The sequence below is a fragment of the Kitasatospora sp. NPDC058218 genome, assembly GCF_042882445.1.
Taxonomy (GTDB): Bacteria; Actinomycetota; Actinomycetes; order Streptomycetales; family Streptomycetaceae; genus Kitasatospora.
Genome location: NZ_JBHVWC010000021.1, coordinates 12,406 through 37,904 on the forward strand (window position 1 = coordinate 12,406; position 25,499 = coordinate 37,904).

The following is a 25,499-nucleotide window of genomic DNA, read 5'->3' on the forward strand; positions in this document are numbered from 1 at the left end:
GGGGCCGGGGCACGCCGGGTTCGGCATGCCCCGGGCCCCGTCGGCGGTGCCGTCATTCGCGGGAGAGCATGGCGGCGGCTTCGCGTTCGAGGTCGATGAACGCCTCGCCGCTGACGTCGATGGCCACCCGGTCGATCGTTCCGCCGGTGAAGGGCCAGGGGCGGGTGCCGGGGTAGTCGTCGGTGACAGCGTCGCCGCTGTCGCGGCCGACGTTGAGGCCCTCGCCCGCGATGCTGAACTTGCCGGGCTGGGTCCTGATCCGGCCCTCGCCGACCTTGCGGTCGCCGTAGTAGAGGCTGAGCGTCCCGCGGGCGGTGCCGGGCGGGTCCTCGCCGTCCTTGTCGAAGGACGCCGCCAGGATCAGGTTGGCGCCGGTCGGCAGGTCCTCGGTCGCGCTGATCCGCTGCTCCTCGCTGCCGAGGAAGTTGTAGACGTAGTGCAGCCGGTTGTCCTTGACGTACAGGGCGTGTCCGCCGAACCGGCCTCCGTGGGAGAAGAGCACGCCCTCCGCGCCCGGGCCGGGCAGGTCGACCAGCGCGCCGATCGAGTAGGAGCGACCGCGGACGGCGACCGCGACCGACTCGGGGACCTCCGCGCCGCCGGGACGGTACACGTAACGGTTGCGCGGCGGGGCGAGCTGGGGGCGCGGCGTGGTGATGATCTCGACGGCGGAGCGGTCGTCGAGCGGGAACGCCTGATGGGCGCCGGCCTCGTGGAACCACAGGCCGACCAGTTCGGCGAGCCTGGCGGGTTCCTCGGCGGCGAGGTCACGGAGTTCGGCCCGGTCCTCCTCGGTGTGGTAGAGCTCCCACGTGTCCTCCGGGAAACGGCCCCACCCGCTGATCGCGGGGTGGGTGGTGACAGCCTTCCAGCCGTCGTGCCAGACGCCCCGGGTTCCGAGCATCGAGTAGAACTGCGTGTGCTTGGCCGTCGGGATACTTCCCGTGTCGAAGCTGTAGCGCATGCTCACGCCCTCGAGCGGGCGCTGGGTGAAACCCTTCACCGTGTCGGGGAGTTCGATGCCGAGGCAGTCCAGCAGGGTCGGCACCACGTCGACGGCGTGGTGGTACTGGTCTCGGGTCTCACCACGGGCCTTGATGCCGGCCGGCCAGGAGATGACGCACGGGTCGCAGGTGCCGCCGTTGAACGAATAGCGTTTCCACATCTTGAACGGGGCATTGAAGGCCATCGCCCAGCCGTTCGGGTAGTGGTTGTAGGTCCTGGTGCTGCCGAGTGCATCCAGCAGGGTCAGATTCTCGGCCAGGTCGTCCGGGACGCCGTTGGCCATCTTGTTCTCGTTGACCGAGCCGTTCGGACCACCCTCGCCGCTCGCACCGTTGTCGGAGACCACCACGATGATGGTGTTCTCCAACTGCTCGGAGCGTTCCAGGTAGTCGAGCAGACGGCCGATCTGGTCGTCGCAGTGCGACAGGAACCCCGCGTACACCTCCGCCATGCGGGCGAAGAGCCGCTGCTCGTCAGCCGAGAGGGAGTCCCACGGGCGGGTGTAGTCCATCGGCGGGAACGGCTGGCCGTCGGGGCCGCTGCGGGTCTCGGGGGTGCCGATCGGGTTGAGCGGCGGCAGTTCGGTGTTCTGCGGGACCAAGCCCATCGCCTTCTGCCGGGCCAAGGTCTCCTCCCGCAGCACCTCGTAGCCGGCGTCGAACCGGCCGCGGTAGCGCTCGGCCCACTCCCCCGGCACCTGGTGCGGAGCGTGCGCACACCCGGGCGCGTAGTACAGGAACACCGGCCGGTCCGGGGCGATCGCCTTCACGTCGTCGATGAACTCCAGGGCCTTGTCGGTGATGTCGACACCGAAGTGGTAGCCCTCCTCGGGAGTGGACGGCTGCTCGACGGGGTGGTTGTCGTGCACCAGGTCCGGATACCACTGGCTGGTCTCCGCCCCGAGGAAGCCGTAGAAACGCTCGAAGCCGCGAGCCACCGGCCAGTTGTGCTTGCTGGACGCCAGGTTCATCTCATCCTCGGCGCACAGGTGCCACTTGCCGACCAGGGCCGTGCTGTAGCCGCGCTCGACCAGGATCTCGCCGAGATTGGCGCATTCCGGCGGGATGTGCCCGTTCCCGCCGGGGAAGCCGACCGCCGCCTCGCTGATGCAGGCCATGCCGTTGGTGGTGTGGTTGCGGCCGGTCAGCAGGCACGAACGGGTCGGGGAGCACAGCGCGGTGGTGTGCCACTGGCCGTAGCGCAGCCCGTTGGCGGCGATCCGGTCGATGTTCGGCGTCTCGATCGGGCCGCCGTAGCAGCCCATGGCGCCGAAGCCCACGTCGTCGAGCACGATGTACAGCACGTTCGGTGAGCCGGGCGGGGCCTTCGGCTGCTCGTACGGGCCCCAGTCCGGGACCGAGTCACGGATGTCCAGGTTGACGACACCACGGAAAGGCTTGGCCATGGCATATCTCCTCACAGGTGGTCCGCCTCCCAGTGTCGGCGACCACGCACGCGCCCGCATCACCCGCGAAAGGTGATCTCAACCGGTGACCAGCGCGACCGGCCGAGGGCATCGGCCAGCGGGCCGCCGGACAACGGCCGGGACGGAGTGTCGGCGCCAATGCGTTCTCAAGCCGGACCGGCGCGTAGTGGGTGTGGCGTGTCGAGGCCCGCCGCGGGCCGGCTGGCGCGACGGCCCGCAACCCAGTGCAGTACGGACAACAGAGGTTCGGTGCATGCTCCGCACCGCTGCTGTGAGCTGGGCTCGGGTGCCGACATCAGAGTCGAGGTGCGAAGGCCGCCGGGCTGACCACGAAGGAGGAGATGCGCCTGGCGGGGGACGGCCTCATGCACAGGGCGGCCGGGAAGAGCGTTCCGGGGCGGGCGGTGGAACGCCGGCCACCGTAGTCAACTGAGGTACTCCGGGCTATGGTTCGGCCGGGCCTGCGCAGCGGAATCCGATGTTGCCGGTGGAGGATTCGGGCGTGTTGGGCATCCGGGCGGAGACGCGGTAGCGGCGGCAGTAGGAGGCGTGGCAGAGGTAGGAGCCGCCTCGCAGGGCGCGGGCGGTACCGGTGGGCGGGCCGGTCGGGTCCTGCCGGGGGCCGGTGGCGTGCCAGGTGGGGTGGAACCAGTCGGCGGTCCACTCCCACACGTTTCCGGTCATGTTGTGGAGGCCGTAGCCGTTGGGATCGAAGGCGTCGACGGGGCAGGTGCCGAGGTAGCCGTCCTCTCGGGTGTTGTGCGAGGGGAAGGTGCCGTTCCACACGTTCATCCGGTGCCGGCCATCCGGTCGCGGGTCGCTGCCCCAGGGGAAGGGCTGCTCCTCCAGGCCGCCGCGTGCGGCGTACTCCCACTGGGCTTCGGTGGGCAGCCGGCGTCCGGCCCAGGCGCAGTAAGCGGCCGCGTCGTTCCAGGAGACGTGCACCACCGGGTGGTTCTCCCGGCCGGTGAGATCGGAGTGCGGGCCCTCGGGGTGGCGCCAGTCCGCGCCGGGGACTTCGCGCCACCAGAGCGCGGCGGCCACCGCGCGGGTGGGCGGGAAGTCGTCGGGGAGCAGGCCGCCGAACACGAACGACGCCTGGTAGCACTCGGCGTCGGTGACGTGGCCGGTGGTTTCGGCGAAGGAGCGGAACCGGGCGTTGCTGACGCAGTGCGGATCGATGGTGAACGCACTCAGTCGAACACGGCGTACCGGCCCTTCGCCGTCCTCGGGGTAGGCGAGGGCGTCGGCGCTGCCCATGGTGAACGGGCCGCCTTCCAGGCGAACGGCCGGTACCGGAACTGTGGCAGCAGCCGCGGCGGCCGGCTCCGGCCGGGCTGACCCGGTGTCCGGCGGCCGGGCGGATCGGCCGGGGCTGCAGCAGGCGGGCCTGTCGTGCTTCATCCTGGATGGCTCTCTGACTGTTGGGCTCTGCGGCCCGGGTGTGCCTCCGGCCCGTGCGGGGGGGCGGGCGCGTCCGCTGGTGCGGGACATCGTTCGGGCCGGGCGCTCTTGCGGGGGAATTGTCCGTCAGGGGAGCGCCGACGGACGGGACAACGGTCCGGTCGGCGTGGCGGGCGGGCGGAAGAGGGCCGCCGGCAGCTGGCACCCCTGAGGTCGGACGCGTCCCGTAGGTGTGCCGCGGTGGAGGTCAGGCCCAGTGCTGGATGATCCAGCGGGCCCCCGCGCCCGGCGCCGGCGCAGCGGCACTGGATTCGTTCCGAGCGCCGATGCGGCGCAGGATGCCGCGCCCGGGCGGCCGCGGCATCCAGTTCGCGGGTCCGGCGCTGGAGGTCGAGCATCAGTCGGGGTTCAGGCCTGGGGGCACTCATGAGGCGGTCGTACGCCTCCTCCACCGCAGCGAGCGCTGCGCGCAAATCTCGCTCTGCCATGGCCGGGTGAGGTTGTGTCGCCATGTCTCCTCCTGCGTCGCGTGGCCAACGTGGCACCGTGCAACCTCCCTCCTAACGATGCCCCGGGATTCACCCGACAGGACGCGGCACATGGACACCGTCACCTTGGACACCCCGCTCGCCGGGCTGCCACCGGTGTCAGCGCGCGGCGCACCGCGCCGTTGCGCACGCCCGTCCAGGTTCGGTCGGCGGCATCCGGCTCCCTCACCATGAACGCCTACACCTGTGGGACCTCCGCCGAAAGCACTTCTCCTCTTCACTATGGCCGATGACGACGGGACAGGCATCTTCCGACGTGGGTCGTCATCAACCGGTCACTACGCGCCCGTGGGCGGTGACCGCCATCTCCGGCGGCTTGCCGGACCTCACCGGGGCGGGGTGGGGCCGTTGGCCGCCTGGCGGACCAACGTGAAGTCGTGGCGCGTGCGTCGCAGCATCGGCGCCGGACGGGGCCGCTCGGGAGGCGTAGCCCCGGGTGCGGCGACCGTCACAGTACGTACCAATGGAGGGCGGCGGCATTCCGGCCGCACCTGTCGTCCTGGAGCGCCATGAGCACACCGCCCGAGCCGCCTCCGTCCGAACCACCCGATGAGGCACCGGCCCCCGTCCCACCCGCAAAGGGCCGGACGGGTGCCTCGCGTGCCGGGCGGATCGCGATGAGCACCGTCTCCGCCGTGCTGATCACGCTCACCTGCATCCTCGTGCCGGTCTCCCTGCTCACGGTCTGGGTGCACGACATCGTGCTGGACACCGACCGGTACGTCTCGACGATGGCGCCGCTCGCGACGAACCCCGCGATCGAGGACGCCGCCGTCGACCGCATCACGCAGGCCGTCGACGTCAAGGTCAACGGGAACGAGGTCACCTCGGACATCGCAGACTGGCTGCAGTCCCAGGGCCTGCCGCCCAAGGCCGCGGCCGGGATCAAGACGCTGGGCCCGAAACTGGACGAGGCCGTCGACAGCGTGGTCGACAAGGCCGCCACCCGTTTCGTGCAGAGCGACAGGTTCGAGACGATCTGGGTCGATGCCAATCGCGGTGTGCACAACGCGGTCGTACAGGTGCTCACCGGTCATGGCCGCGGCGCGGTCGAGGTCAACGGCGACACCGTCACGCTCAACGTCGGCACAGCCGTGGACACGGTCAAACAGGACCTCGTGGACGCCGGCCTCTCCCCGGCCGAGAAGATCCCCGACGTCAACAAGACCCTGGTGCTCTTCCAGTCCGACAAACTGGCCAAGATCAGGGGTCTGGCACACGCACTGGACGTCATCGGCAACTGGCTGCCCGTACTCACGGTGCTGCTCGGCGCGATCGGAGTGCTGCTCGCCCGCCGGCGCCGCCGCGCCCTGGTGACCACCGCGCTGGGAGCGGCCGGCGCCTGTCTCGTCCTCGCCATCGGCCTGGTCCTCATCCGCCGCTACTACCTCGATCACCTGCCCGCGCAGGTGCAGTCCCCAGCAGCGGCCGCTGCGGTCTTCGACACCCTGTTGCGCTTCCTGCGGGTCAGCATCCGCACGGTGCTGGTCCTTGGGGTCGTGGTGGCGATCGGCGCCTACTTGTCCGGCCCCGGCCGCCTGCCGCGCGCCGTGCGCGGGAGGGCGGACCGTACGGCCGACTCCGCCGCACGCTGGGGCGGTGCCCACGGAGTGCACACGGGACGGGTCGGCACCTGGACGGCCAAGTACCGGCAGTGGCTCACCCTGGGAGTTCTGCTGGTGCTCGCACTGGTGCTCGCGCTGTGGAGCTACCCGACGGTACTGACCGTCCTGCTGCTCGTCCTCATCCTCCTCGCCATGCTCGCGGTGCTCGCGCTGCTGGCCGCCACCGGCCGGACCGGCGAGCCGACCGGGCCCACCGAGCGCGTTGACGGGAAGTAGCCGGTTGCCGTGGGCGTCCGGCAGCAGCTGGCAGCGGCGGTGGTTTCGCATGCTGGCCTGACGGCCTGACGGGGCCCCGGTCCGCGCCCGCACGCAAACCTCCGCCGGATACCGCCGGGCGGGCCCGAGGGGAGCGGGCAACGGGCAGTCCGGGCGTGCTGCCCGGCTTCCGCCGTGGCAGCCTGGACATGGAGTCTCCGACCAGGTCGCCCGTGCGGCGACGAGGTTGTTCTCGAAGGAGCCCGAACCATGACCAGCAACGTCAGTGGAACTCCGACGGGTGTCCAGACGTCCCGAAGGCCGTTCGCAACCGGCTGGACCGTCTTGGCCGCAGTTCTGATGATCTTCGGCGGCGCCATGGCGATATTCGAGGGGATCGCCGCCATCGCCAAGGACGACCTGATCGTCGTCACCCACGACTACACCTACAAGATGAACACCACCGGCTGGGGCTGGATCCACCTCATCCTGGGCATACTCGTCGTTCTGGCCGGCGTGGCCCTCTTCACGGGCGCTGTCTGGGCACGTGCCGTCGGTGTCGTCGTCGTCGGGCTCGGCATGATCGCCAACTTCCTGTGGCTGCCCTACTACCCGTTCTGGGCCATCGTGCTGATCGCCACCGACATCTTCATCATCTGGGCACTCTGCGCCGGAACGACCAGAACAGACTGAATGGATTCACCCGGACGGGTGGACCGGAGTTAGCGGACCTGCAGGGGAAGCCCGTCCGGGCAGGCTCAGCAGCGATTCGGGGACGCCGCGATCCGTGCGTCCAGGCGCCGCATCGCTCCTTGGAAGGCCCGTCCTAGAACCGCTCGGGCAGCCGTGCACAGCGTCGCCGCCGGTCGGCCGGTGTCGAGGGCGATGGTCCAGCGCACCCCGGTGCCGGCCTGCGGCCCGGGCGTCAGCCGCCACTCCTCGATCATCGCGCGGACGCCGGGCACGTTCACCTCGTCGATGCGGTAGGCGAAATGCCGCGCCGACTCCCACACCAGCACCGTCTCGCTGACGCGCACGCCGCCGTGCAGTCGCAGCCGGCGGTCGGTACCGATGCCGTACGGCGGGTGCCCCACGTAGTACCCGGCCTTGGCCAGGCGCACCCAGGCCGGCCAGCCTTGCGGCGTCTGCGCGAGCTCCCGGAACACTTCCTCGGGCGAAGCCGCCAGACGTGCGGTGAAAGACAGTCGCACCGGCGCGGTGCCGACGAAGTCCAGGGTCTCGGGTCGCAGGTGCCGTGCCATCCCAGTGGCCCTCCGTTCTGCAGGTGCAGTGCCACTACAAGGGTGGGCTGCATCTGAAGAGACGGCATCATCTCGCGTCGATCATCTCTGCCAGTGGCAGTAGCCGTCCGAAGTCGGCCTTCCCGTTCATCCACGCGGGCATGGGCAGAACGTCGCGCACGGCCACCTACTCGGCGTCCGGTCGATGTGAGTGCGCCGAGTGCTCCACCGAGAAGGATCAGGGACGGTCTCGGCTCGAATGCTTCCCACTTGCGGCGAGACCGTTGCTCGGCGGGCTTCGGACAGCGCCGAACGGCAGCGAATGCAACCAACGCTGTAACCAGAGAACGACGAAGGCCCGGGCTGGTGGGTGGTTCCTAACGGTCGTTGCAAGAGGTGCACCACTGATCCGGCTGGCGTTCGAAGCAACCTGACGTACGACGAACGCCGCGGGTGCATCGGAGTCCCGACGCACCCGACGCCCTCGACGGGGCTGCGGCGCGTCGGCCCGTCTCGGTGTTCTCATACACGTGCCTCCAGTCCCGCCAGGACGAAGGCGCTCCGGTTCAGCTCCGCGCGGAGGTGCTGGTCCGCTTCAGGCCGGCCTCCGCGGCAAGTCGTGGGGAGTGTCCACCGCAATCGCCGCCGGGTCAGCACGAGGACCGGCCAGAGGACGTGAGGACGTGAGGACGATGTCACGGTCGCATCTGCGCCCGGGCGGACGTGTGGCCTGCGGCGCTGGCCGCCGTCGCACTGTGGGTGGCCGCCGTGCTGTGCGCGCGGTCGGCGCTGCGCGGGGTGCGATGCGCCTGGAAGCCCAGCAGGCGCTGCTGGTCAGCAACAACCCCTACGCCGCCCCCGAACCGATGGCCGCGGGCGGCCGCAGATCCCGGCTCGACCTCGGCGTGCTGGGCCTCCTCGGGATCCGCGTCAACAACGCGGCCCAGGCGGCCGACATCGCGCTCCGAGGCACGAAGGCAGCCGGCCTCAACGTACTGACCTCCCACCAGATCGTCGTCGGATCTGACGCGGAGCGCATCCCGGTAGCCGTGGACGGAGAGGCCCTCACCATGCCCTCACCCGTCACCTGCTCCATACGCCCGGGCGCACTGCGAGTCCTGGTACCGCGGCACCGCCCGGGAGCCCCGGCGACCGATCCGCCCATGCACTGGCGTGACGTCCTCACCCTGGCCTTCAACCGGCCGAGGCCAGGGCCGGGAGCGGAGGGCCAAGCCGGCGGTGCGCGACCGGGACACGAAGCTCCGTAGGAGCGTTCCCCGGGGTGCGGCGGTAGGCCCGGTCGCTTCGAGGTGGGCCCAACAAGCCTCCAGCCAGCCTCATCCAGGACGCCCGTCACAAGCCAGGTGGTGGCCGCTGACCCGTGCGGCCGGGTGCCGGCTGTCTGCGGGCGAGGTGGATGCGAGGCGCGGCGGGTCGGGCGATGCTGCCGTGCGGAACGGTAACCGGGCCGGCGAGGCGCAGGTCGGGGAACCGGGTGGCGAAAGCGGGTAGGAGGACGCCGAGTTGGAGGCGGGCGAGCTGGGCGCCGATGCAGTAGTGGGCACCGGCACCGAAGGGGAGGTGTCCGGTGGGGGCCGGGGGTGGATCGGTGGCGAAGCCGGTGAGGTCGGCGGCATCGGATGCGATCAGGATGTGGACCAGCCGACCCGCGGGAACGGGGTGACCGGCCAGGACGGTGTCCTGGGAGGCGACACGCACGAGCATGGTGACCGGTGGACGCACGCGCAGGAGGTTGTCGACCGCTCGGGCGACCGCGGTGGCGTCTCGGCGCAACGCGGCGGCCTGGTCGGAGTGTCGGACGAGTGCGGCGCCGGCGTGGGCGAGCGCGATGGCGGGAGGTTCGTAGCCGCCGACGAACACGGCGATGAGGGTCGAGGCGACGGTCAGGTCGTCGGGGGCGTCCGGAGCCGGCCGCAGGGTGGTGAGCCAGGCGGACAGGAGGTCCTCGCCCGGACGGTTGCCGCGGAGGTTGATTCGGCGCAGCCAGTAGTCGTGGCTCTCGTCGCGGACGTGATCGGCTGCGTCGAGCTCGGCTTCGGTGGGTGAGAACTCGTACGTGGCGGCGTGGCGGCGGCTGTACTCGGCCAGGACCGGGGCGTCGTGCTGCGGGAGGCCGGCCCAGGCGCACATGACGCGGATGGGCAGGGTCTCGGCCACCAATGCGGTGTAGTCGGCCCGGCCGTGGGTGTCGAGTTCGGCGGCGAGGTCGTCGAGGACGTGGTGGGTGATCCTGTGGATCTGCGGGGCAAGGCTCTTGAGGGCGCGGGTGCCGAACGCGCCGCTGAGGGAGGTCCGCAGGCGGGTGTGCTCGGGTGGATTGAGCAGGCCCATCGAGCGGCACATGTCGACCAGGCTGGGGTGCCGCCGCCAGGCGGGGGTGTGAGTGTCGCGCCAGGGGGCGTCCGGCATGCGGTAGGCGGGGTCGGTCAGGACGGCGCGCGCCAGTGCGGGGTCGGTGACCAGGACGGCTCCCCAGGACGTGGGGAGTACGGGGCCCAGGCGGCGCAGGTCGCGGAAGACGGGGGCGGGTTCGGCGGTGCGGCGTAGGCGCAGGAGCAGGGCGGAGGTGCGCAGGGTGAGCTTGGCGGTTTCGGCGTCGCCCGGGTGCTCCGTGGTGTCCGTGGTCGCTTGTTCGAGCACGTCAGGTGGCCTGTCGGGGGGTGGGGGCTGCGACGTACCGCTCGGCGGCCTGGGCGAGGGTGGTGTCCGGGCCCATGAGGGAGACGGCGTGTCCGGTGGACTCCTCGACGAGGATCGCGAGTTCGGCGAGGGTGAGGGAGTCGAGGCGGAGGTCGCGGAAGGTGGCGTCCGGGCGGACGTCGGCGGGGTCGAGGCCGAGTTCTTCGGTGAGCAGGTGAGTGAGGGTGTCGTACACGGTTGGTCCTCTTTCCACTGGTGGTCTGTCCGTCGGAATGGGTTCGGGGAGCGATGGGCGGGCGGCCGGGTGACGGCCGACGTGCGGGTCAGGCCTCTTGCGGGGCGCAGCGGCGCAGGTTGTGGGTGAGGGCGTCCAGGACGGCGGGGCGGGTGAGGGGTCGGGGCAGCAGGCGGTCCAGATGGGAGGGGAAGGGCGGGCGGTCTGGGTGCTGGAAGCCGATCTGGGCGAGGCGGGCCATGCCGTAGAAGCGTCGCGGCCGCGGCGCTGCGGGGTCGGCGGGCAGCGGCGCACCGGCCGGCAGGTCGTGTGCGAGAAGGACGTCGGCGCAGGCGCGTTCGATGTCGGCGACGGTGAGGCGCGCGTCGCCGGCGACCGCCCAGTGCAGGCCGGCGGCGTCGGGGTCGTCGGCGAGGATCGCCTCGGTGAGGGCGGTGAGGTAGTCGATGAGGGTCTCCACCGGGATGACGTCGCACCAGTGGTCGGCGGTGACGGGCAGTCCCCGGGCGCGGCCTTGCAGCAGCGCGTCGAACAGGGCGTGCGGGAACTGGTGCACGGGCACGTCGGTGCTGTCGCGGGCGGCGAAGAGCAGGGCGGTGCGGACGATCGCCACCGGCTGCGAGCAGGCTGTGGCGGCTTCCTCGGCCCGGCGCTTGGAGAGGCCGTAGGCGCGGACACTGCGCGCCGCGAGGTCGTCGCCGGTCACCTCCAGCGCCGCGGCGGCGGAGGAGAGCAGCACCACGGGCGTCCGGGCGTCCTCGGCGAGCTTCATGATCCGGCTCGTGCCGTCGGCGTTGATGTCGTCGAAGGCCGCGAGGTCGGCCGGTGCGAAGTCGGTCAGGGCCGCGCAGTGCACGATGACGTCGATGACGTCGGCCAGCTCGCGGTACCGGCCGGGCTCCAGGCCCAGGTGTTCGGCCGTCAGGTCGCCCCGCACGCAGGCGTCCGCGCCCTCGGGCCGACGGCGGTGGACGAGGGCGGTGACGCGGTGGCGGGCGACGAGCGCCGGGAGCAGGCGGGAGCCGATGACGCCGGTGGCGCCGGTGAGCAGGACATGGGGACGGGGGTTCGTCACAGTGACCTCGGTGCAGGGCTGGAAGGCGGCTTGGGTCGGTCAGTGGCTGGTCGCGGTGGCCAGGCGCGCCACCTCCTGCTCCCACAGGCGGGGCAGCTCCCGCACGTGCTGGTCCGCCTGACGGGCGGTGAACGCGACAGTGGCGCGGGAGCCGTGGACGCACAGCACACTGGTGAACAGGTGGCCTGCGCTGAGCGGGGGAAGCGCGACGGCGCCGGTCACGGGGGAACCGTCGAAGGCCAGGGCCGGACGGATCCTCATGGACGTCGCGCAGGCCAGCGCGTCGCCGGGGTCAGGGGAGCCGGCGATCTGCTCGTCGAGCATCCTGGCGGGCATGCGGTCCAGAACGCGCCGGGTGCGCTCACGCTCCCAGCGACCGGTCTGCGCGACCACGCCCGCCAGTCGCCGGCGTGCGTCCGGCTCGTCCACGGGTAGGAACACCCGGGCGTGCCCGACCCGGTTGCCGCGGTCCTGGCGCTCGCTCGGCAGGCGGACACTGAACGGCACCCGCACCGGCACCGGCGCGCAGCCCGAGCGGCCGGCCGGCGCCGGCCAGCTGCGCAGTGCCCCGGCCAGCGCCCCGAGGTAGACGTCGTGCAAGGTGGTGCCCTCGGCCTTCGCGATGGCGCGCATCGCGTCGTAGGAAACGTCCGCCACGGCCAACAGGCGGTCACCGGTGCCCGGCGGGCCCGTCGCCCAGGTGCCCGCACCGCCGGCCTCGGTGGCCGGGGCGGCCGGGAAGCGGGCGTCGAAGAGCCCGCCGAGGGTGTGTGTGATGGCCAGGCCGTCCTGGGCGGCGTGGTGGACGCGGTAGGTGAGCAGGTACTCGTCCTCGCGCTGCGTGTCCGTCACCCACAGTCCCCACCGGGGCCGGTCTTCCCACACCGGCGTGTTCGCCAGCAGCTCCACGGCCGGCCTCGACGAAGCGCTTCCGAGGTCGAGGGCGTGGACGTGATGGGCGGGATCGAAGCTCCCGAACCGGCTCCACCTCTCCTGGCCCGGTGGCCCGTCCAGGTGCTCGGCCAATGCGGGAAGCAGCGGCAGCCGGTCCCGGACCAGGTCCGCGATCCGCTGCGGCGACGGCTTGGGGCCGCGCAGGCGCAACGCGACTCCGACGACGAACCCGTCGTCGGGGCGCCGGCGTGCCCACTCCAGCATGGCCCGGTCCAGCCCGGGCCCGAACTCCCCGTCGCGCTCGGCCGTGGGCTTGCGCCGCGGTACGGCCTGGGTGTCCGTCAGCGAGGAGGTCATCGCCCCTCCTTGAGGGCGGGCAGCGCGGTGGGGGCTGGGCCGGGCCCGTAGAGGCCTCGTTTGATGCGGTCGCTCAGCCACAGCGGTGTCAGTGCCTGGGCGGCGATTCCGAGCCGGGCGTCGACGCCCACCGTGTAGCGCCGGCGTGGGCGCGCGGCTTCCACGGCCCGCGCGATGGTGCGCGCCACCGGTTCGGGGCCGCCCCGCAGCCGTTGGACACGGCTGAACAGGGCGGCGCTGCGGGCGTACCCGGCCGGGTCGGCGCCCAGGTCCGGGTGCGCGAGGTCGGCGCGGGCGCGGTCCCAGAAGGGGGTGGCGAACGCGCCGGGTTCCACCAGCGCCACCTGCGCGCCATGCCGCTCGACCTCCATGCGCAGGCTGTGCGTCGCGGCGCTGAGGGCGTGCTTGCTGGCGGTGTACCAGCCGCTCATCGGCGCCGGGATCCGCGCGGCTGCCGACGACACCGTCACGATCCGCCCCCGCCCCCGGGTGCGCATCGCGGGCAGCACCAGGCGACACATCCGCATCGTGCCCAGGACGTTGACCTCCAGCACCTCGCGCACGCGCTCGTCCGGCAGGTCACAGACGGCGCCCGACAGCGGGATCCCCGCGTTGCCCACCAGCGCATGCGGACCGCCGCCCGTCCGCTCGGCCGCTTCAGCCACCGCGGCCTCGCACGACGCGGCATCGGCCAGATCCATCACCACCGCCTCGACCCGCACTCCCTGCGCGGCCGCGACGCGCAGCAGCTCGTCCGCCTTCGCCCGGGAGCGGGCGGTACCGACCACCTGCCACCCCCGTCCCGCCAGGAGCAGTGCGGTCGCCAGCCCGATCCCGCTCGTCGCTCCGGTCACCAGCACGCTGCGCGGAGTCCTCCGGTCGTCCGGCTGGTCACTGCCGCGTGCGTCCACTGCTTCTCCACTCCAGGTACCGGTCACGCGCCCCGGCTGGGCCGACACGGATGCGCCCAACCAACGACGCCACACCCGTGGAACGACCTGTGCCCGTTTGGGTCACGCCCCGGAACCGGGTGAGCGCCGCGGACGCACGGCGGGAGGGGACGGGTTCGTCCCGCGTTCGGAGCCGTGTCCGGAGCGGGTCGACGCCGTTGTGCACCGTAGGAACCCGGCTGCACGGCCATCTCGGCGGTGCCCGGTCCAGCTGCGACTGCTGCGCAGCAACCCCCGGTCCCGCGACGGCAGGAGAGCAGATGACGACGGTAGGCGCCCAAGGTCCCGCGGTGCCGCGGATGCTGAGGCTGAGGGCCGCCGACCGGGGAATGCTGGCCGGACCGGGCGGCCAGCCGATGCCGGCCGTACTGCTACTGGACTTCGCGGGACCCCCACCCACCGTGGACGACCTGTGCGAGCGCGTCGCCGAGCGTGCCGCTCGTCTTCCCGCCCTCCACTACCGTCCGTCCGGCAACGGCAGAACCGCACGCTGGAGCGGGCAGCTCGATCCCGGCCGGCACGTGCGCGTGGTGGCCGCCGGCGTGGTGGCCGCGGACCACGCGGCGGCCAACGACCCGGGTGCCGAACTCGTCCTGGCCCAGGGGCCGCCGCCCCGCGACGAGCGGCCGCCGTGGGAACTGCTGCTGATCACCCGCCCCACAGGCGGATACAGCCTGGGCTTCCACGGCGACCACGGCCTCTACGACGGCGCCCTCACCATCGCGCTCCTCCGGGCCCTCATCGACGACCGACCCGCCGCCGGAGCGCCTCTGCCCCGTCCCTGCCGCCCCCGGCTGACCGGCATCACCGACACACTGGCCCAGCAAGCCGCCCTGTGGCGCGCCCCGGGCCCCGCCCCCGCGTTCACCGCCCCCGCCGCCGGCCCGCGACAGGTGCGGCACGCCGATGCGCCCCTGTCACGGCTGCGCGACCTGGCCCGAGCGCACCGCGTCAGCGTCAACGACGTCCACCTCGCGGCCCTGACCCACGCCGTGCACCTGTGGAACCGCGGGCAGCCCGGCGAGACGCATCCCCCGCTGGCGACCGGCGTGCCGGTCTCCTACCGCCGCCCGGGCGAGGAGACCACCGTCGGCAACCGCATCGCGCTCGCCCGCGTCGTGCTGCCCTGCGACGAGGCGTCCCCCCTCCAGGCACTGCGCCGGGTAGCGGAGCAGACCGGCCGCCAGAAGCAGGTCCGCCAGCGCGACGCTCTGCGGGTCCTGTCCGCCCTCACCCCCGGCGCCGCCGCCGTGCACTTCGTCGGCCGTCTCTCCCACGCCCTGACCGCCAGCAACATCGCGGTCGGCGGCGCACTGACCCACCGCGGTGACATGGCCCTGGCCGCGTACGGCCTCACCGACGCCCCCGGCCCCGGCCAGTGCTACACCTGCCTCACCAGCTACCAGGACACCGTCCGCCTCACCGTCGTCCACCAACCCGGCGCACCCATCGGCACCGACCTGCCCCGCTTCTGGCTGGCCGCCCTCCAGGCACTGGAACACCCGTTGACAGGAGCGTCCGACGGAGACTCCGCTCCCGTCGGCGGGACCGCGCAGAGGACACCTGCCCCGAGCCGGTAGGTGAGCGGGCGAGGCGGCGGTGGTTCATGAGCCAGCCGGTTGGCTGCGTTCGACGACCCAGCGGCGGGGCTGGATGACGAATCCCTTGGTGGCGGGTCGCGGCGGACGATCTCGACATCGATGCCCAGGATTGCGCCGTGTTCGACGACGGCGTTCTTGTAGCCCATGTCGGCCCAGGCCTCGCGCAGGGTGGGGTGGTCGGCGGGGACCGTGGTCAGCAACTGCCGGCCGGGGCGCCTGGCCGCCTACCTCGGCGGCTCCGACCGGTTCGACCAAGCCATCGCGGACTTCGCCGAAACCTACGCCGACCAGAACGAAGACGACTTCACCGTCCTGCAGGCCGCTGCGAAGGAGGGCAGAGCCGAAGCCAGCACCGGGATCTGACGCGTGCTCCGTCTCGTGGTTTCCGCCTGATCCCGGGCCAGGTTCCGCGTCGGCTCAGGCTGGTCCGCCGGTGAGCCGGCGGACCATGAGGTCGATGAGCACCACGTGGGTCACGGCTCGGAGCGAGCGGGGCAACATCCCGGTCGGGGGCTTTCGTCCCGCGGTGTCGGCGGCATGGGCCAGGCTTGAATCACGGGCAACGCAGTCACGGTGGACACCCAGTCGGCCCGAAGGCTCCCCTGGCTCTCGACCCGCTGTAGCGAGCGGGTGTCGTCCATGTCCTGCGCGAGGGGCGCGATGCGGTCAAAGCCATCGAGGGTGAGAACGGCGAGGTCGACGTTTCGTCTGCGCTCACCTGCACCGGGCGGGTGCGTGGCCGCCCGGCGCCGGCGCGGGGGACATGGATGCGACCATGACCGCCTCGAAGAAGAGCGAGTCGTGCCGATACCTCCCGAGGAGATCACGCCACGGTGCGCCTGTCCGGTACTTCCAGACCACAGTGACGCGGGGCCGCCATCGGCCCCCTGGATGGCGCCGAGGTCGATCGCTTCGGGGATGCTCTCGGAGATGTGCTCTCCTCGCTGGTCGACTCGCTGCTGGCCGGATTGTTTTCGTACTTCGCACGCGCCGTTCTGACGCTCCCTCGCGATCCGCCGGTCCGACTCGCTCAGTAGTCGGGCACGGGGTCGTCGTTGTTGACGTTGGTGGAGAAGGTCACTCCCGTATCAACGATTCCGTAGATCGTGACGCTGGAGGTTCGAGACTGAGCCACCGGAACAGGGCCCGCGTTGTACACGGCAACAGCGTTTCCGGTGCCATCCACGACCGTGAGCCCCGCCGGAACGACTGTCCCGCCGCTGACGACGAGCTGAGGCACCCCGTCCACGTACCGCAGGCTCAGCGTGCCCACGTCCTCGGGGTTGACCTCTTCCGCCGGGATGACCGTCAGGCCGGGGATCTCGGTGGTCGGCTCAATCCGCACCGACGCACTGCGCATGCCCGCACCGTCGTAGAGGTAATTCTCGCGGTCGTTCACATCGTCAGACACGCACGCATCCCTCCTCGGGCCCGGTGCTCTACCGACCCGCGTGGATCTTCCCATGACGAACCGTCACCACGCCATCACTCTTGACAGACCGGAGGCGCCCCGCCATGCCCTCGACGACCACGCCCCGTACTCGCTCCCCGGGCCCCGAGCCGGACAGCACTCCGCCCCGGCACGGGCTCTGACAGGTCCGCACCGGGGCGGCAGAGAGTCGGGATGTGGTGCTGTGTGCGGCGCCGCCTATCGCACCAGGGATGCGTCGGTGTCGATGCTGGCAAGGATCTGATCTACGGCGACTGTCGCGCCGTCAGTCGCGATGATCTGCACTACGATCCCGTCCGCAGGAGAGGGGGTTTCGAGCACCGCCTTGTCGGTCTCGACATCGATCAGGTCATCGTCACGTTTGACCAGACCACCAACCCTCTTGTGCCTTGGGACAACGCGGTCGATCCGAGGGATGGACGCTCACGCGAACCCACGGGATATCGCATGGGCGGGCCCGAATGGCCGAGAGCCGCCGACCTTGTGGACGACCGGGTGGGCGTACAGGCTGCACCTGGATGGGGGGACATGGCCGACGCACGTGTCTGCAAAACCGTTGCGGATCACGCTCCATCGTTCATCGGCGGGTGGGCACCATCAGCAGCCGGTCGGGGCGCTCGACGGTGCCGACGCGGGAGCGCACGGGGTGGTCGTCGGCCGGGCGGAGCCGCCACCGGGTCAGGACGTTGGCGACCATGAGGGTCAGCTGTGTCCAGGCGTGGTCGTCTCCGGCGCAGCGGCGGCGGCCGGCGCCGAAGGGGATGAAAGTGTCCGTGTGGTGGGGGGTGAGGCGGTCGGGGTGCCAGCGGTCGGGGTCGAAGGTGAAGGGGTCGGGGAAGTGGTCGGGGTCGTGGTGGAGGATGTGGGGGCTGAGGTAGAGGCGGGTGCCGGTGGGCAGGTGTGTGCCGTTGATGGCGACTGGTTGGGTGGCGCGTCGCATGAGCAGCCAGACGGGGTGGCGGCGTAGGACTTCGCTGAGGACCTGCCTGGTGTAGGGCAGGCGGGGGATGTGGCCGGCCAGGACCTGGGTGCGGGGGGCCACGGCGTCGATCTCGCGCAGTAGTTGTTGCTCGACGGCGGGGTGGCGGGCGATCTCGTGGAAGGCCCAGCTGAGGGTGGCGCTGGTGGTGCCGGTGCCGGCGACGAGCAGGTTGAGGATTTCGTCGCACACCTGCTCGTCCGGCATGGCGGCCCCGCTCTGGCGGTCGCGGGCGTGGACGAGGGTGGACAGCATGCCGCCCGGGTCCTGTTCGCCGGTGCGCCGTTGGTCGATCTCCTGTTGGATCGCGTGGCGCAGTGCGGCCAGGGCCCGGTCGGCTTGCGGGTCGGCGGTGGGACGCGGGGTGTGGGTCAGGTGCGAGCGCCAGGCTGCCAGCGGGGAGAGGGCGCGGCGCATGGCGCCGTTGCGCACGCCCGTCCAGGCCCGGACGGCGGCCTTCATGTCGGTGCTGGTGTCGGTGAAGATGACGTCGAGGAAGGTGTTCAGGGTGATGGTGTCGATCTGCCGGGTCATGTCGAGCACGGTGTCCGGCTGCCAGGAGGCGGCCCAAGCGGCGGCGTGGTTGCTCATCACCGTGGCGGCGGATGTGACGCGGTCGGGGTGGAAGGCGGGCTGGGCCAGGCGGCGTTGGCGGGTGTGGAAGTCCCCGGCGGAGGTGACGAGGCCGTTTCCCATCTGCTGGCGCAGTTCGTCGAACATCTCGCCCTTGTCGAATTTGCGGCTGTCGGTGACCAGGATCTGGCGGGTGAGGGGTGCGCTGGTGGCGACGTAGACGTCCCTGGGGCCGATGCGGATGCGGACCAGTTCGCCGTGCTGGGACAGGGAGCGCAGGAAGGGCAGGGGCCGGCGCGCGAGCTGCGGTGCGTGCCCGAGGAGCGGCAGTCGCCCGGGGGCGAGCGGGACGTGGCGGCCGGATGCGGCCTGGGGTGTGGTCATCGTCCGGCCTCGGGAGCGGTGGGCTGGAGGTGGAAGATCCGCAGGTCCCGGCCGCTGCGGTCGCTGTAGGTCTGATAGGCCGGGCCGAGTTCGAGGAGCTTCTGCCAGATCTCCTCGCGCTCCTCGCCTTCGACCAGGCGGGCGGTGACGGGTATGCGCCGGCCTGCTGTGGTGACGACGGCGCGTGGGTGGTGCAGCAGGTTGGCGGTCCAGGCGGGGTGGTGCAGGAGCCCGAAGTTGGATCCCACGACGCCGTAGCCGTCGCGGTGGGGTGCGTAGTACAGCGGGACGTGCCGCGGCTTGCCGGAGCGGGCGCCACGGGAGGTGAGCAGCAGGGACGGCACGCCCAGGCCGCGGCCGGTGCTCAACCGCCCGGTGCTGTGGCGGTGGAGTGCGGTGTCCAGGGGCACGACGATCCGCTGCGCCAGCCTGACGGCGCCGGGGCTGAGCTTGTTCAGCAGCCGCAGGGCCGGAGAGCCCGGCCCTGTCACGGGGGCGTTGTCGGCCGAGCCGGACTGGGGCTCGGTGCGCGTTGAAGGCCGGTTGGCGGGTTTGGCGAAGTCGCGGCGAGCGGGGCCGCCGCGGGACGCCAGCTTGGCGAAGAACTGGGGCGCCAGGGCGTACGAGCGGTACATGAGCGGCAGGTAGCCCGGTACATCGACGATCGTTCGGCGGTGGCGCAGGCCGTCGAGGATGGCGTCGGCGACCTGCTCGGGGGTGGAGACGGGGAGGAAGTCGGCGATGCGAGGCATCCGGTTGGAGGGGACGCGTTTGCCGAAGAACTCGGTCCCGCTCACAGTTCCGGGGCGCACCAGCATGACGTGCACCGGGGTCCAGGCGAGCTCGCCGGCCAGGATCTGGGTGTAGGCGTTGATGGCGGCCTTCACCGCCGCGTAGGCGGCGGAGGGGCCCTTGACGAAGACGACGCCGGCTGCGGAGCCCATGTTGACGATGTGCCCGCCGCCGCCCGCGCGCATCAGCGGGAGTGCCGCTTTCACGCCGTAGACCATGGCGTCGTAGCCGGTGCGCATCGTCTGCTCGGTGTCCTCGACCCTTGTGTCGGCCACGTCTCGCCAGTGGGTGAACGCGGCGTTGTTGACGAGGATGTCCAGCCGTCCGCCGGCTGCGTGCGCATCCGCGATGCACTTCTCGAAGGCGTTGCGGTTGCTCACGTCGACGAGGTGGAAGGTCACGGAGGATTCCAGCGCGGCGGACCTCAGCTTTGCCGATGCCGACTCCACGCTGTGCTGGGTGAGAGCAGCGACATGCACGTGCGCGCCCTGGCCTGCCAGTGCCCGGGTGACGGCCAGGCCGATCCCCTGAGCACCGCCGGTGACCAGGCACACCTTTCCACGCAGCGCGGCCGGGCCGTCGGGTCGGTCCGTTGTTTCCATCGCGGTGTTCTCCGTTCAGGTCGGTGAGACGGGGGGTGGAGGACTCAGTCGATGGGGCGGCGGGCTTCGGCGATCACATAGCCGAGCTTCTCCGAGTAGACGGACAGTCCGGTCGGAAGGAGTTGGTCGAGCTGAGCCGCGAACTCCGGTCCGTAGTGCCCCGACAGGGCGTCCCGGGCACTGTCGTACCGGGACTGGAACCAGGGCATGCTCTGCCTGGTTTCGGCCGTGACGTCGTGAACCTGGATCACCTCAAGGCCGGACCGGGAGATCGCGTCGCCGTAGTTCTCCGGGCGCAGAAGCGAGGAGAACGCGAACCCTTGCGTGAGAAGATCCCGTTCCTGGTCCGTCAAGGGCTCTCGCTCGACGAATTCGGTGAGCACCACTCGCCCTCCCGGCTTGACGGCGCGGTAGATCTCGCGCAGCACCTGGAGCCGGTCCGGCACGTGGAACAGCATCTCGATCGCCCATGCGGCGTCGAACACCGCGGATTCGCACGGCAGGTCCATGGCGTCGGCGCGGATGAACTCCAGCCGCGACGACAGGCCGGCGTCGTGGGACTTCGCGACGGCGCTGGTCACCTGCGAGGAACTGATGCTCACCCCGAACGCCCTGGCTTTCGTACGTTCGGCGAGCCGCATGGCGGGATTTCCCGTGCCACAGCCGACGTCGAGAACATAGGCGCTGTCCGGCAGTCTCAGAAGGTCGATCAGACGATCGGTCAGGCGAGTCTGAGCGGCGGACATCGACGACGTATCGTCCACGTCCCAGATACCGACATGGATGTCCTCGCCGAAAATCGAGGAGAGGAACACTCCCATCTGGTCGTAGTAGTCACCGACCGCCTCGCTCGACGGGTGGGGCGTGTTCCGCCGGCTGTCTACCATGCGGCTTCCTTCCGAGAGTTGAACACTTCCATGGCGGGCTCGGGCCGACGCTGAGCGGGTGGGGCCGGCCCCGGGCCGCGCGGGCGGGGAGCGGCGGACGGTGCGGTCAGGCGGCGGGTGAGGTGTCCGAGGGCGAGCAGGGTGAAGGCGTCGGTAAGGACGGGGACGGTGAAGCCGAAGGGGCGCGGCCCGATCGAGTCCGACACGCTGGCGATGGAGCCGTCCGGGCGCTGCTGGGTGAGCAGGTAGGCGGCTCCCCGCGCGGCAGGCCCGGGGTCCTCGTGGGCGGCGCTGAGGGTGATCAGGGCGTAGGCGGTACTCAGCGCGTCGCTGGGCGCAGCGTCCCGGCGTCCCCAACCGCCGTCGGAGTTCTGGGTGTTAAGCACCAGGTGGACGGCCCGCCGGGTGATTCGTTCGGCGGCGGACGTGCCGGGTCGGCGGGCCGCGGCGAGGGTGGCGCGGAAGACGGTGTGCTGGCGGCTGCTGCTCCAGTCCGGAGGGAAGGACCCGTCGGGGAGCTGCCGGTCGGCGAGGAAGTCGAGGGCTGCGTCGAGCGTGAGGTGCTGGGACGGGCCCTGGGTGCTGAGGGCGTTGGCGGCGGCCGCGGTCATGCAGGCTTCTGACGGTGCACCGGCCAGATAGGTGGGGAAGCCCCCGTCCTCCCCGCGCAGGGCGTACAGGGCGTCGCACCCGCGGCGGATCGATGCGCGGGAGGAGTGGGGACCGGTGAGGCGGAGGACTTCGACGGCGGCCGAGGTGCAGTCGGCGTCGGTGAGGTGGGCGTGTTCGCTGTAGGACCACCCGCCGTCGGGGTGCTGCAGGCGGAGCAGGCGCCGGGCGATGGCGTCGAGGGCCGGTGTGTCGGCGCCGGCGGTGTGCAGGGCTAGGCCGGCGGTGGCGGTGACCCAGGTGTCCTCGTCGCAGATGAACGGTATGCCTCCGTCGGCGCGCTGGTAGGCCAGCGCGGTGCGTATCCCCTGGGCGAGGAGGCGTTGGTGGCCCGGTAGGAGTGCCAGGGCGTGCAGGACGAACAGGTGGATGAGGAGGTTGCCCTCCCACACGCGTCCGGGCTGCTGGGTGGAGCGGAGCAGGTCGAGGTCCCGGTCGTCGATCAGTGGGGAGTACCCGTGGGCGTGCGCGAGAACGGCCTTGACCGCTGCGACCTGCACGAGCGCCCAGGAGTGCAGGCCGCGCGGGGAGAACGCCGCGGCGGGGGCGGGTGACGGCGGCCCAGGACTGGTGCCCAGCAGTAGGAGGACCGCGTCCAGGAGCGCGCGCTTGCGCGGGCCGGTGAAGTCCGGCGCCTCACCGAGGAAGCGGTCCACGTCGAGCAGGTCAGTGACGTCCGGCCGGTCGTGGAGCGCGGCCCGGGCCAGCAGCCGGTTGAGCGGATCCGGGGACTCGCGGCCGGCGGCCAGGAAAGCCGCCAGATGGCGGCGGGTGGCGGGCTCCGAGCGGGTGCGGTCCAGCAGGGCCAGTAGCAGCGCGGACTCCAGCACGCGACTGTGGCACTGGTCGCGCACCGCACCGTCGGCGTCGATCCGGCCCTGGAGGTGGCCGCGCAGCGCGTCGGTTGCCGGTCCGAGGGCCGTGGGGAACGCGGTACGCGGCCAGCGGGACAGGTGTGCTGGGAGAGCGGCGGTTCTCATGGCAGTCCGTTCTGCTCGTCGGTCGACCGCGGCCCGCCACCCGCCCGGCGAAGCGTGCCCGGTGGGGAAGGGTCCTGGAGGGTCAGGGGCGCTCTGGTGCGGGGCCAGGATCAGCGGGCGGCGGGACGAAGCGGCCGGTGGCGGCCAACCAGTGCAGCGCCGCGGACTTGTACGCCTCGACCAGGTCGACGTATCGAGGCACCGCCGCCGCGTCGCCGTCCGGTAGGCCGGAGGCGGTGCGCAGGGCCTGCGCGGTGGCGTCGAAGCCGGCGCGGCGTCGCTCGATCATGGCTGTCACACGTTCAACAGCCACGGCTGTGGTGCAGCCGGCTTCCCGGGCGAGGACTGTCACCAGGTTGTCGTGGCCTGCGGCGGCGTCGCCGACTGCCGAGGCCAGATCGTTCGCCCATCCCGCGATGTCCGCCGCGGCTTCTTGCAGTTCGCGCAGTCGGTCGTCGACCAGCGGGTGCTCCACCAGGGGTGCGTGCCGGGTGCGCTCCAGCACGTTCAACATGGGCTGCAGGGTGATGGTGCGGCGCCGCAGCCGCAGGTAGTGCGCAAGCGGCAGCCGGACGCCGTCACGGCGCAGGGCGACTTCCTGCTCGGTGACGTCCAGGAAGTCCCCATAGTCCTGTCTGAAGCGCTCCCGCCACCGATCCGACATCGTCTCGGCCGTGCGCTCCCAGAGCCCGGCGAGCGCTGCGGCGTGCGGGTTCGCCGCACGGAGCGCCGGCCCTTCGCCGACGAGCGCCTGACGCAGGCCGGCGGTGAAGCGCTCCAACTCGCCGGGGACCGCGCCCAGACCGTGCTCGTCGATCAGATCGTCCGTCAGACAGATGAACGCTGCCCATTGGGCCGTCAGTGACACATCCGCCCGGTCGGCCCGCGGCAGGGCACACTCGGCCAGCACCTCCACGCGCATCACGGCCAGTCGCCGCTGATGCCGGGCTTCTGTCACCAACCCCGCCTGTCGCGCCCACCGCAGCACTGCCTCGGACACGGTGACCGCAGGGGCAGGAGGGATAGGTGTCATGTCCCCCACAGTCCCAGAGCGAACCCGGGCAGACAATGGGGCCTGCCTCTCGGCCGCGAGTGCGCAGCATTGCCATGACTGAATGTCAGAACTGTCAGTGGCGCGGCCCTATGGGAATGGATGAATCGACCACCGCAGGACCCCTCGTCGCCTTAGCCTGGCATCGATGTGTACGCCCGACTACAAGGAGTATCTGTGACCAGCCCCGATGCAGAGCCCACGACGGTCGACGCCGCTGAGACAGTGCAGCAGGTGCCAGCGGTGATCAGGGTGGCGCAGACGCCGGCCGCAGCCGATACCCGCGACAAGCTTCTGGCGGCCATCGGTGCCGAAGCCCAGTTCCTGGCGGAGAAGTCCCCGGGCCAGGCGGCCACCAGGCTGGAGGCACTCGCCCGCGCCTACGCCATCGTGACCGCCAGCACCGCCGCGGCCGCCGCCTCCGCCGCGGCCGACGCGATCACACCGACAGCCCGCAGCACCAACCAGTTCTGGAAGGTCGAGCTCTGGGACCACGACCAGGTCGGCCAGGACGATTTCACCGGCGAGACCATCGTCAATGTCGACGGGTATTCCCGCTGACCAAGGCGGCCCGCACCGCCCCGATACCGTGCAGCCCGAAGCTCACGCGGCATCGCTGGTTTCCCCGGGGGGTGCCGTCACCCTGAACGCGACGCCGTGTATGCGTCGGGAGGGTCAGATCGTCAGGACGAGTCGGCCGGGCAGGTGGCCGGCTTCGGCTCGGCGGTGGGCCTCGGCGGCCTGTTCCAACGGCAGGACACCGGCGACGCGGGTCTTGAGCCTGCCGGCGGCCAGTCGTTCGAGGATCTCCTTCAGCTGGGCGCCGTCGGGTGTGCCGCCGACGGCCGAGACGCGGATGCCGCGCTCGGGGGACGGGACACGGGTCCGGGTGGCGGAGACGAAGCTCCCGCCCGTCCGCAGCGCGGACAGCAGCGGATCGCTGATCAGTGCCGCGTCGAAGATGCCGTCGACGCCGCCCGGGGCCAGGCGCAGCACGGCGGCGGCGACGTCGTCCGGTGCGCCTCGACGGCAGCGACCTCCACCTCGTCTACCGCGCCGCCGAGAACTGACCCAACCCGCCCGGTCCGGCCCATGCGAACGCCGTCGTTCTCACAAGCGGGTGAGCAGCACGGCCGACCCGAGCAGCACAGTCGCGTGGAGGGCCTGGTCAGCGAGGTACGGTCCGCTGATGCCGCCGGACTGGAGCGTGACGAAGTCCGGTGAGCCGGTGCGCTCCAGGAGTACTGGTGATCTCCGATATTCGAGAGTGTGGAATAGCCTCCCGCGCTCGACGTCGACGGCCCGGCCACCTGCCATGCCCGGCCGCCCGGCAGGCTCTCGGCATGGAAAAGATCTTTTCCATGCTCGCCTCGTCCGGTACGGTCGCGGAGTTGTTTTCGCTGCTGGGGGGCCATGAGCTGCGCGCGTGGCCCTGGGCGCCCGCCGACTGAGAGCAGGTTTCTTTATGGCATGTCGTATCGGTGAGCTTGTGCTCGGTTGCCGCGACCCCGAACTGTTGGCGCAGTTCTGGTGCGAGGTCCTGGGCTACGTCGTGGTCGGCCGCGAGGAGGGCTGCGTGGAGATCGGGACGCCGGAAGGGTTCGGCGGTCCGCAGCCCACGATCTTCTTCAGCGTCCGGAACGAGCCGGAGCCGGGGAAGTCCCGGCTGCACATTGACCTCAACCCCACCGACCGCGACCAAGACGCCGAGCTCGAACGCCTTGTAAAGCTCGGTGCCCGCCGGGCCGACATCGGCCAGACCGGGGACGAGCACTGGCATGTCCTGACCGACCCTGAAGGCAATGAGTTCTGCCTGCTCAAGGCCCGCATCAAGCCGCTCTGACGCTCGTCCGAGGCTCATCGGTCACGCCGCGGCCTGCGGTGCCCCCGCAGCCGCGGCATGATCCGGGGTTGC

24 protein-coding genes and 1 pseudogene are annotated in these 25,499 nt (G+C 71.4%); 7 read left to right on the forward strand and 18 right to left on the reverse strand.

The annotated features are described in order from the left end of the window. Positions 1-52: 52 nt before the first annotated feature. Both ACFVYI_RS15410 and ACFVYI_RS15415 read right to left on the reverse strand, forming a co-directional pair. The gene (locus tag ACFVYI_RS15410; RefSeq protein ID WP_387885340.1) at positions 53-2,410 is read right to left on the reverse strand and encodes an arylsulfatase; all 2,358 of its coding nucleotides are present in this window, start codon (positions 2,408-2,410) and stop codon (positions 53-55) included. 465 nt (positions 2,411-2,875) lie between these two features. After that, positions 2,876-3,835, reverse strand: a complete 960-nt coding sequence (locus ACFVYI_RS15415) for a formylglycine-generating enzyme family protein (protein WP_387885342.1) — start codon at positions 3,833-3,835, stop codon at positions 2,876-2,878. 1,165 nt (positions 3,836-5,000) lie between these two features. Here ACFVYI_RS15415 and ACFVYI_RS15420 point away from each other — a divergent pair. Both ACFVYI_RS15420 and ACFVYI_RS15425 read left to right on the forward strand, forming a co-directional pair. Further along, the gene (locus tag ACFVYI_RS15420; RefSeq protein WP_387885344.1) at positions 5,001-6,224 is read left to right on the forward strand and encodes a hypothetical protein; all 1,224 of its coding nucleotides are present in this window, start codon (positions 5,001-5,003) and stop codon (positions 6,222-6,224) included. 249 nt (positions 6,225-6,473) lie between these two features. Further along, positions 6,474-6,896: a hypothetical protein gene (locus ACFVYI_RS15425; RefSeq protein ID WP_387885346.1), complete on the forward strand. Its 423-nt coding sequence runs from the start codon at positions 6,474-6,476 to the stop codon at positions 6,894-6,896. A gap of 65 nt (positions 6,897-6,961) precedes the next feature. On the opposite strand, the gene ACFVYI_RS15430 is transcribed toward ACFVYI_RS15425, so the two are convergent. Then, a complete protein-coding gene (locus ACFVYI_RS15430; RefSeq protein ID WP_387885348.1) occupies positions 6,962-7,465 on the reverse strand; it encodes an SRPBCC family protein in 504 nt (167 codons plus the stop codon). A 782-nt stretch (positions 7,466-8,247) separates the two neighbouring features. On the opposite strand from ACFVYI_RS15430, the gene ACFVYI_RS15435 reads away from it, so the two are divergent. Next, positions 8,248-8,712, forward strand: a complete 465-nt coding sequence (locus tag ACFVYI_RS15435; RefSeq protein WP_387885349.1) for a hypothetical protein — start codon at positions 8,248-8,250, stop codon at positions 8,710-8,712. Between the two features lie 85 nt (positions 8,713-8,797). Here ACFVYI_RS15435 and ACFVYI_RS15440 read toward each other — a convergent pair whose 3' ends face one another. The 5 genes from ACFVYI_RS15440 to ACFVYI_RS15460 all read right to left on the reverse strand — a co-directional run bounded on the left by ACFVYI_RS15440 (position 8,798) and on the right by ACFVYI_RS15460 (position 13,577). Continuing rightward, positions 8,798-10,105, reverse strand: coding sequence for a cytochrome P450 (locus tag ACFVYI_RS15440; protein ID WP_387885351.1), 1,308 nt, complete (start codon positions 10,103-10,105; stop codon positions 8,798-8,800). A 1-nt stretch (position 10,106) separates the two neighbouring features. Then, complete coding sequence (locus tag ACFVYI_RS15445) at positions 10,107-10,340, reverse strand: acyl carrier protein (protein ID WP_387885354.1); 234 nt, start codon at positions 10,338-10,340, stop codon at positions 10,107-10,109. A gap of 88 nt (positions 10,341-10,428) precedes the next feature. Further along, a complete protein-coding gene (locus ACFVYI_RS15450; RefSeq protein ID WP_387885355.1) occupies positions 10,429-11,415 on the reverse strand; it encodes an SDR family oxidoreductase in 987 nt (328 codons plus the stop codon). 39 nt (positions 11,416-11,454) lie between these two features. Then, positions 11,455-12,666 carry a hypothetical protein gene (locus ACFVYI_RS15455; protein ID WP_387885358.1) on the reverse strand — a complete coding sequence of 404 codons (1,212 nt, stop codon included), beginning with the start codon at positions 12,664-12,666 and terminating at the stop codon, positions 11,455-11,457. Then, positions 12,663-13,577: an SDR family NAD(P)-dependent oxidoreductase gene (locus tag ACFVYI_RS15460; protein ID WP_387885360.1), complete on the reverse strand. Its 915-nt coding sequence runs from the start codon at positions 13,575-13,577 to the stop codon at positions 12,663-12,665. The genes ACFVYI_RS15455 and ACFVYI_RS15460 overlap by 4 nt, the downstream gene beginning before the upstream one ends. A 338-nt stretch (positions 13,578-13,915) precedes the next feature. On the opposite strand from ACFVYI_RS15460, the gene ACFVYI_RS15465 reads away from it, so the two are divergent. After that, on the forward strand, positions 13,916-15,196 hold the full coding sequence (locus tag ACFVYI_RS15465; RefSeq protein ID WP_387885362.1) for a condensation protein: 1,281 nt from the start codon (positions 13,916-13,918) through the stop codon (positions 15,194-15,196). A 4-nt stretch (positions 15,197-15,200) separates the two neighbouring features. Here the strand turns inward: ACFVYI_RS15465 and ACFVYI_RS15470 are convergent. Then, positions 15,201-15,426, reverse strand: a pseudogene (locus tag ACFVYI_RS15470) (IS5/IS1182 family transposase); the annotation flags it as partial. Between ACFVYI_RS15470 and ACFVYI_RS15475 the strand changes: the two are divergent. Continuing rightward, positions 15,362-15,580 (forward strand): DUF2252 family protein, encoded by a 219-nt coding sequence (locus tag ACFVYI_RS15475; protein WP_387885364.1) that lies wholly within the window; start codon positions 15,362-15,364, stop codon positions 15,578-15,580. The pseudogene ACFVYI_RS15470 and the gene ACFVYI_RS15475 overlap by 65 nt on opposite strands. Before the next feature lie 667 nt (positions 15,581-16,247). Here the strand turns inward: ACFVYI_RS15475 and ACFVYI_RS15480 are convergent. From ACFVYI_RS15480 to ACFVYI_RS15510, 7 genes are all read right to left on the reverse strand, one after another. Continuing rightward, entirely contained in the window at positions 16,248-16,628 is a 381-nt protein-coding gene (locus ACFVYI_RS15480; RefSeq protein ID WP_387885366.1) for a hypothetical protein, read from the reverse strand. A 237-nt stretch (positions 16,629-16,865) separates the two neighbouring features. Continuing rightward, positions 16,866-17,084 (reverse strand): biotin/lipoyl-containing protein, encoded by a 219-nt coding sequence (locus tag ACFVYI_RS15485; protein WP_387885481.1) that lies wholly within the window; start codon positions 17,082-17,084, stop codon positions 16,866-16,868. Between the two features lie 160 nt (positions 17,085-17,244). Then, positions 17,245-18,603, reverse strand: coding sequence for a cytochrome P450 (locus tag ACFVYI_RS15490; protein WP_387885367.1), 1,359 nt, complete (start codon positions 18,601-18,603; stop codon positions 17,245-17,247). After that, positions 18,600-19,997 (reverse strand): SDR family NAD(P)-dependent oxidoreductase, encoded by a 1,398-nt coding sequence (locus tag ACFVYI_RS15495; protein WP_387885369.1) that lies wholly within the window; start codon positions 19,995-19,997, stop codon positions 18,600-18,602. The genes ACFVYI_RS15490 and ACFVYI_RS15495 overlap by 4 nt, the downstream gene beginning before the upstream one ends. A 44-nt stretch (positions 19,998-20,041) precedes the next feature. Further along, complete coding sequence (locus ACFVYI_RS15500) at positions 20,042-20,884, reverse strand: SAM-dependent methyltransferase (protein WP_387885372.1); 843 nt, start codon at positions 20,882-20,884, stop codon at positions 20,042-20,044. Next, positions 20,878-22,533 (reverse strand): prenyltransferase/squalene oxidase repeat-containing protein, encoded by a 1,656-nt coding sequence (locus ACFVYI_RS15505; RefSeq protein ID WP_387885374.1) that lies wholly within the window; start codon positions 22,531-22,533, stop codon positions 20,878-20,880. The genes ACFVYI_RS15500 and ACFVYI_RS15505 overlap by 7 nt, the downstream gene beginning before the upstream one ends. Positions 22,534-22,615: 82 nt before the next feature. Next, on the reverse strand, positions 22,616-23,491 hold the full coding sequence (locus ACFVYI_RS15510) for a terpene synthase family protein (protein WP_387885376.1): 876 nt from the start codon (positions 23,489-23,491) through the stop codon (positions 22,616-22,618). Between the two features lie 270 nt (positions 23,492-23,761). Here ACFVYI_RS15510 and ACFVYI_RS15515 point away from each other — a divergent pair, with 270 nt between their 5' ends. Then, complete coding sequence (locus ACFVYI_RS15515) at positions 23,762-24,145, forward strand: hypothetical protein (RefSeq protein ID WP_387885378.1); 384 nt, start codon at positions 23,762-23,764, stop codon at positions 24,143-24,145. Positions 24,146-24,259: 114 nt separating this feature from the next. On the opposite strand, the gene ACFVYI_RS15520 is transcribed toward ACFVYI_RS15515, so the two are convergent. Beyond that, a complete protein-coding gene (locus tag ACFVYI_RS15520) occupies positions 24,260-24,580 on the reverse strand; it encodes a zinc-binding dehydrogenase (protein WP_387885379.1) in 321 nt (106 codons plus the stop codon). 114 nt (positions 24,581-24,694) lie between these two features. Further along, positions 24,695-24,901: a hypothetical protein gene (locus tag ACFVYI_RS15525; RefSeq protein WP_387885381.1), complete on the reverse strand. Its 207-nt coding sequence runs from the start codon at positions 24,899-24,901 to the stop codon at positions 24,695-24,697. Positions 24,902-25,049: 148 nt separating this feature from the next. Here ACFVYI_RS15525 and ACFVYI_RS15530 point away from each other — a divergent pair, with 148 nt between their 5' ends. Further along, positions 25,050-25,427 carry a VOC family protein gene (locus tag ACFVYI_RS15530; protein WP_387885382.1) on the forward strand — a complete coding sequence of 126 codons (378 nt, stop codon included), beginning with the start codon at positions 25,050-25,052 and terminating at the stop codon, positions 25,425-25,427. Positions 25,428-25,499 lie beyond the last annotated feature (72 nt).

Coding starts and splice junctions, on each gene's coding strand:
- ACFVYI_RS15455 (WP_387885358.1), bottom strand. CDS start 12,666: ATGACCTCCTCGCTGACGGACACCCAGGCCGTACCGCGGCGCAAGCCC.
- ACFVYI_RS15475 (WP_387885364.1), top strand. CDS start 15,362: ATGTCGGCCCAGGCCTCGCGCAGGGTGGGGTGGTCGGCGGGGACCGTG.
- ACFVYI_RS15410 (WP_387885340.1), bottom strand. CDS start 2,410: ATGGCCAAGCCTTTCCGTGGTGTCGTCAACCTGGACATCCGTGACTCG.
- ACFVYI_RS15415 (WP_387885342.1), bottom strand. CDS start 3,835: ATGAAGCACGACAGGCCCGCCTGCTGCAGCCCCGGCCGATCCGCCCGG.
- ACFVYI_RS15420 (WP_387885344.1), top strand. CDS start 5,001: ATGAGCACCGTCTCCGCCGTGCTGATCACGCTCACCTGCATCCTCGTG.
- ACFVYI_RS15525 (WP_387885381.1), bottom strand. CDS start 24,901: ATGGCAGGTGGCCGGGCCGTCGACGTCGAGCGCGGGAGGCTATTCCAC.
- ACFVYI_RS15465 (WP_387885362.1), top strand. CDS start 13,916: ATGCTGAGGCTGAGGGCCGCCGACCGGGGAATGCTGGCCGGACCGGGC.
- ACFVYI_RS15490 (WP_387885367.1), bottom strand. CDS start 18,603: ATGACCACACCCCAGGCCGCATCCGGCCGCCACGTCCCGCTCGCCCCC.
- ACFVYI_RS15425 (WP_387885346.1), top strand. CDS start 6,474: ATGACCAGCAACGTCAGTGGAACTCCGACGGGTGTCCAGACGTCCCGA.
- ACFVYI_RS15505 (WP_387885374.1), bottom strand. CDS start 22,533: ATGAGAACCGCCGCTCTCCCAGCACACCTGTCCCGCTGGCCGCGTACC.
- ACFVYI_RS15500 (WP_387885372.1), bottom strand. CDS start 20,884: ATGGTAGACAGCCGGCGGAACACGCCCCACCCGTCGAGCGAGGCGGTC.
- ACFVYI_RS15435 (WP_387885349.1), top strand. CDS start 8,248: ATGCGCCTGGAAGCCCAGCAGGCGCTGCTGGTCAGCAACAACCCCTAC.
- ACFVYI_RS15430 (WP_387885348.1), bottom strand. CDS start 7,465: ATGGCACGGCACCTGCGACCCGAGACCCTGGACTTCGTCGGCACCGCG.
- ACFVYI_RS15530 (WP_387885382.1), top strand. CDS start 25,050: ATGGCATGTCGTATCGGTGAGCTTGTGCTCGGTTGCCGCGACCCCGAA.
- ACFVYI_RS15495 (WP_387885369.1), bottom strand. CDS start 19,997: ATGGAAACAACGGACCGACCCGACGGCCCGGCCGCGCTGCGTGGAAAG.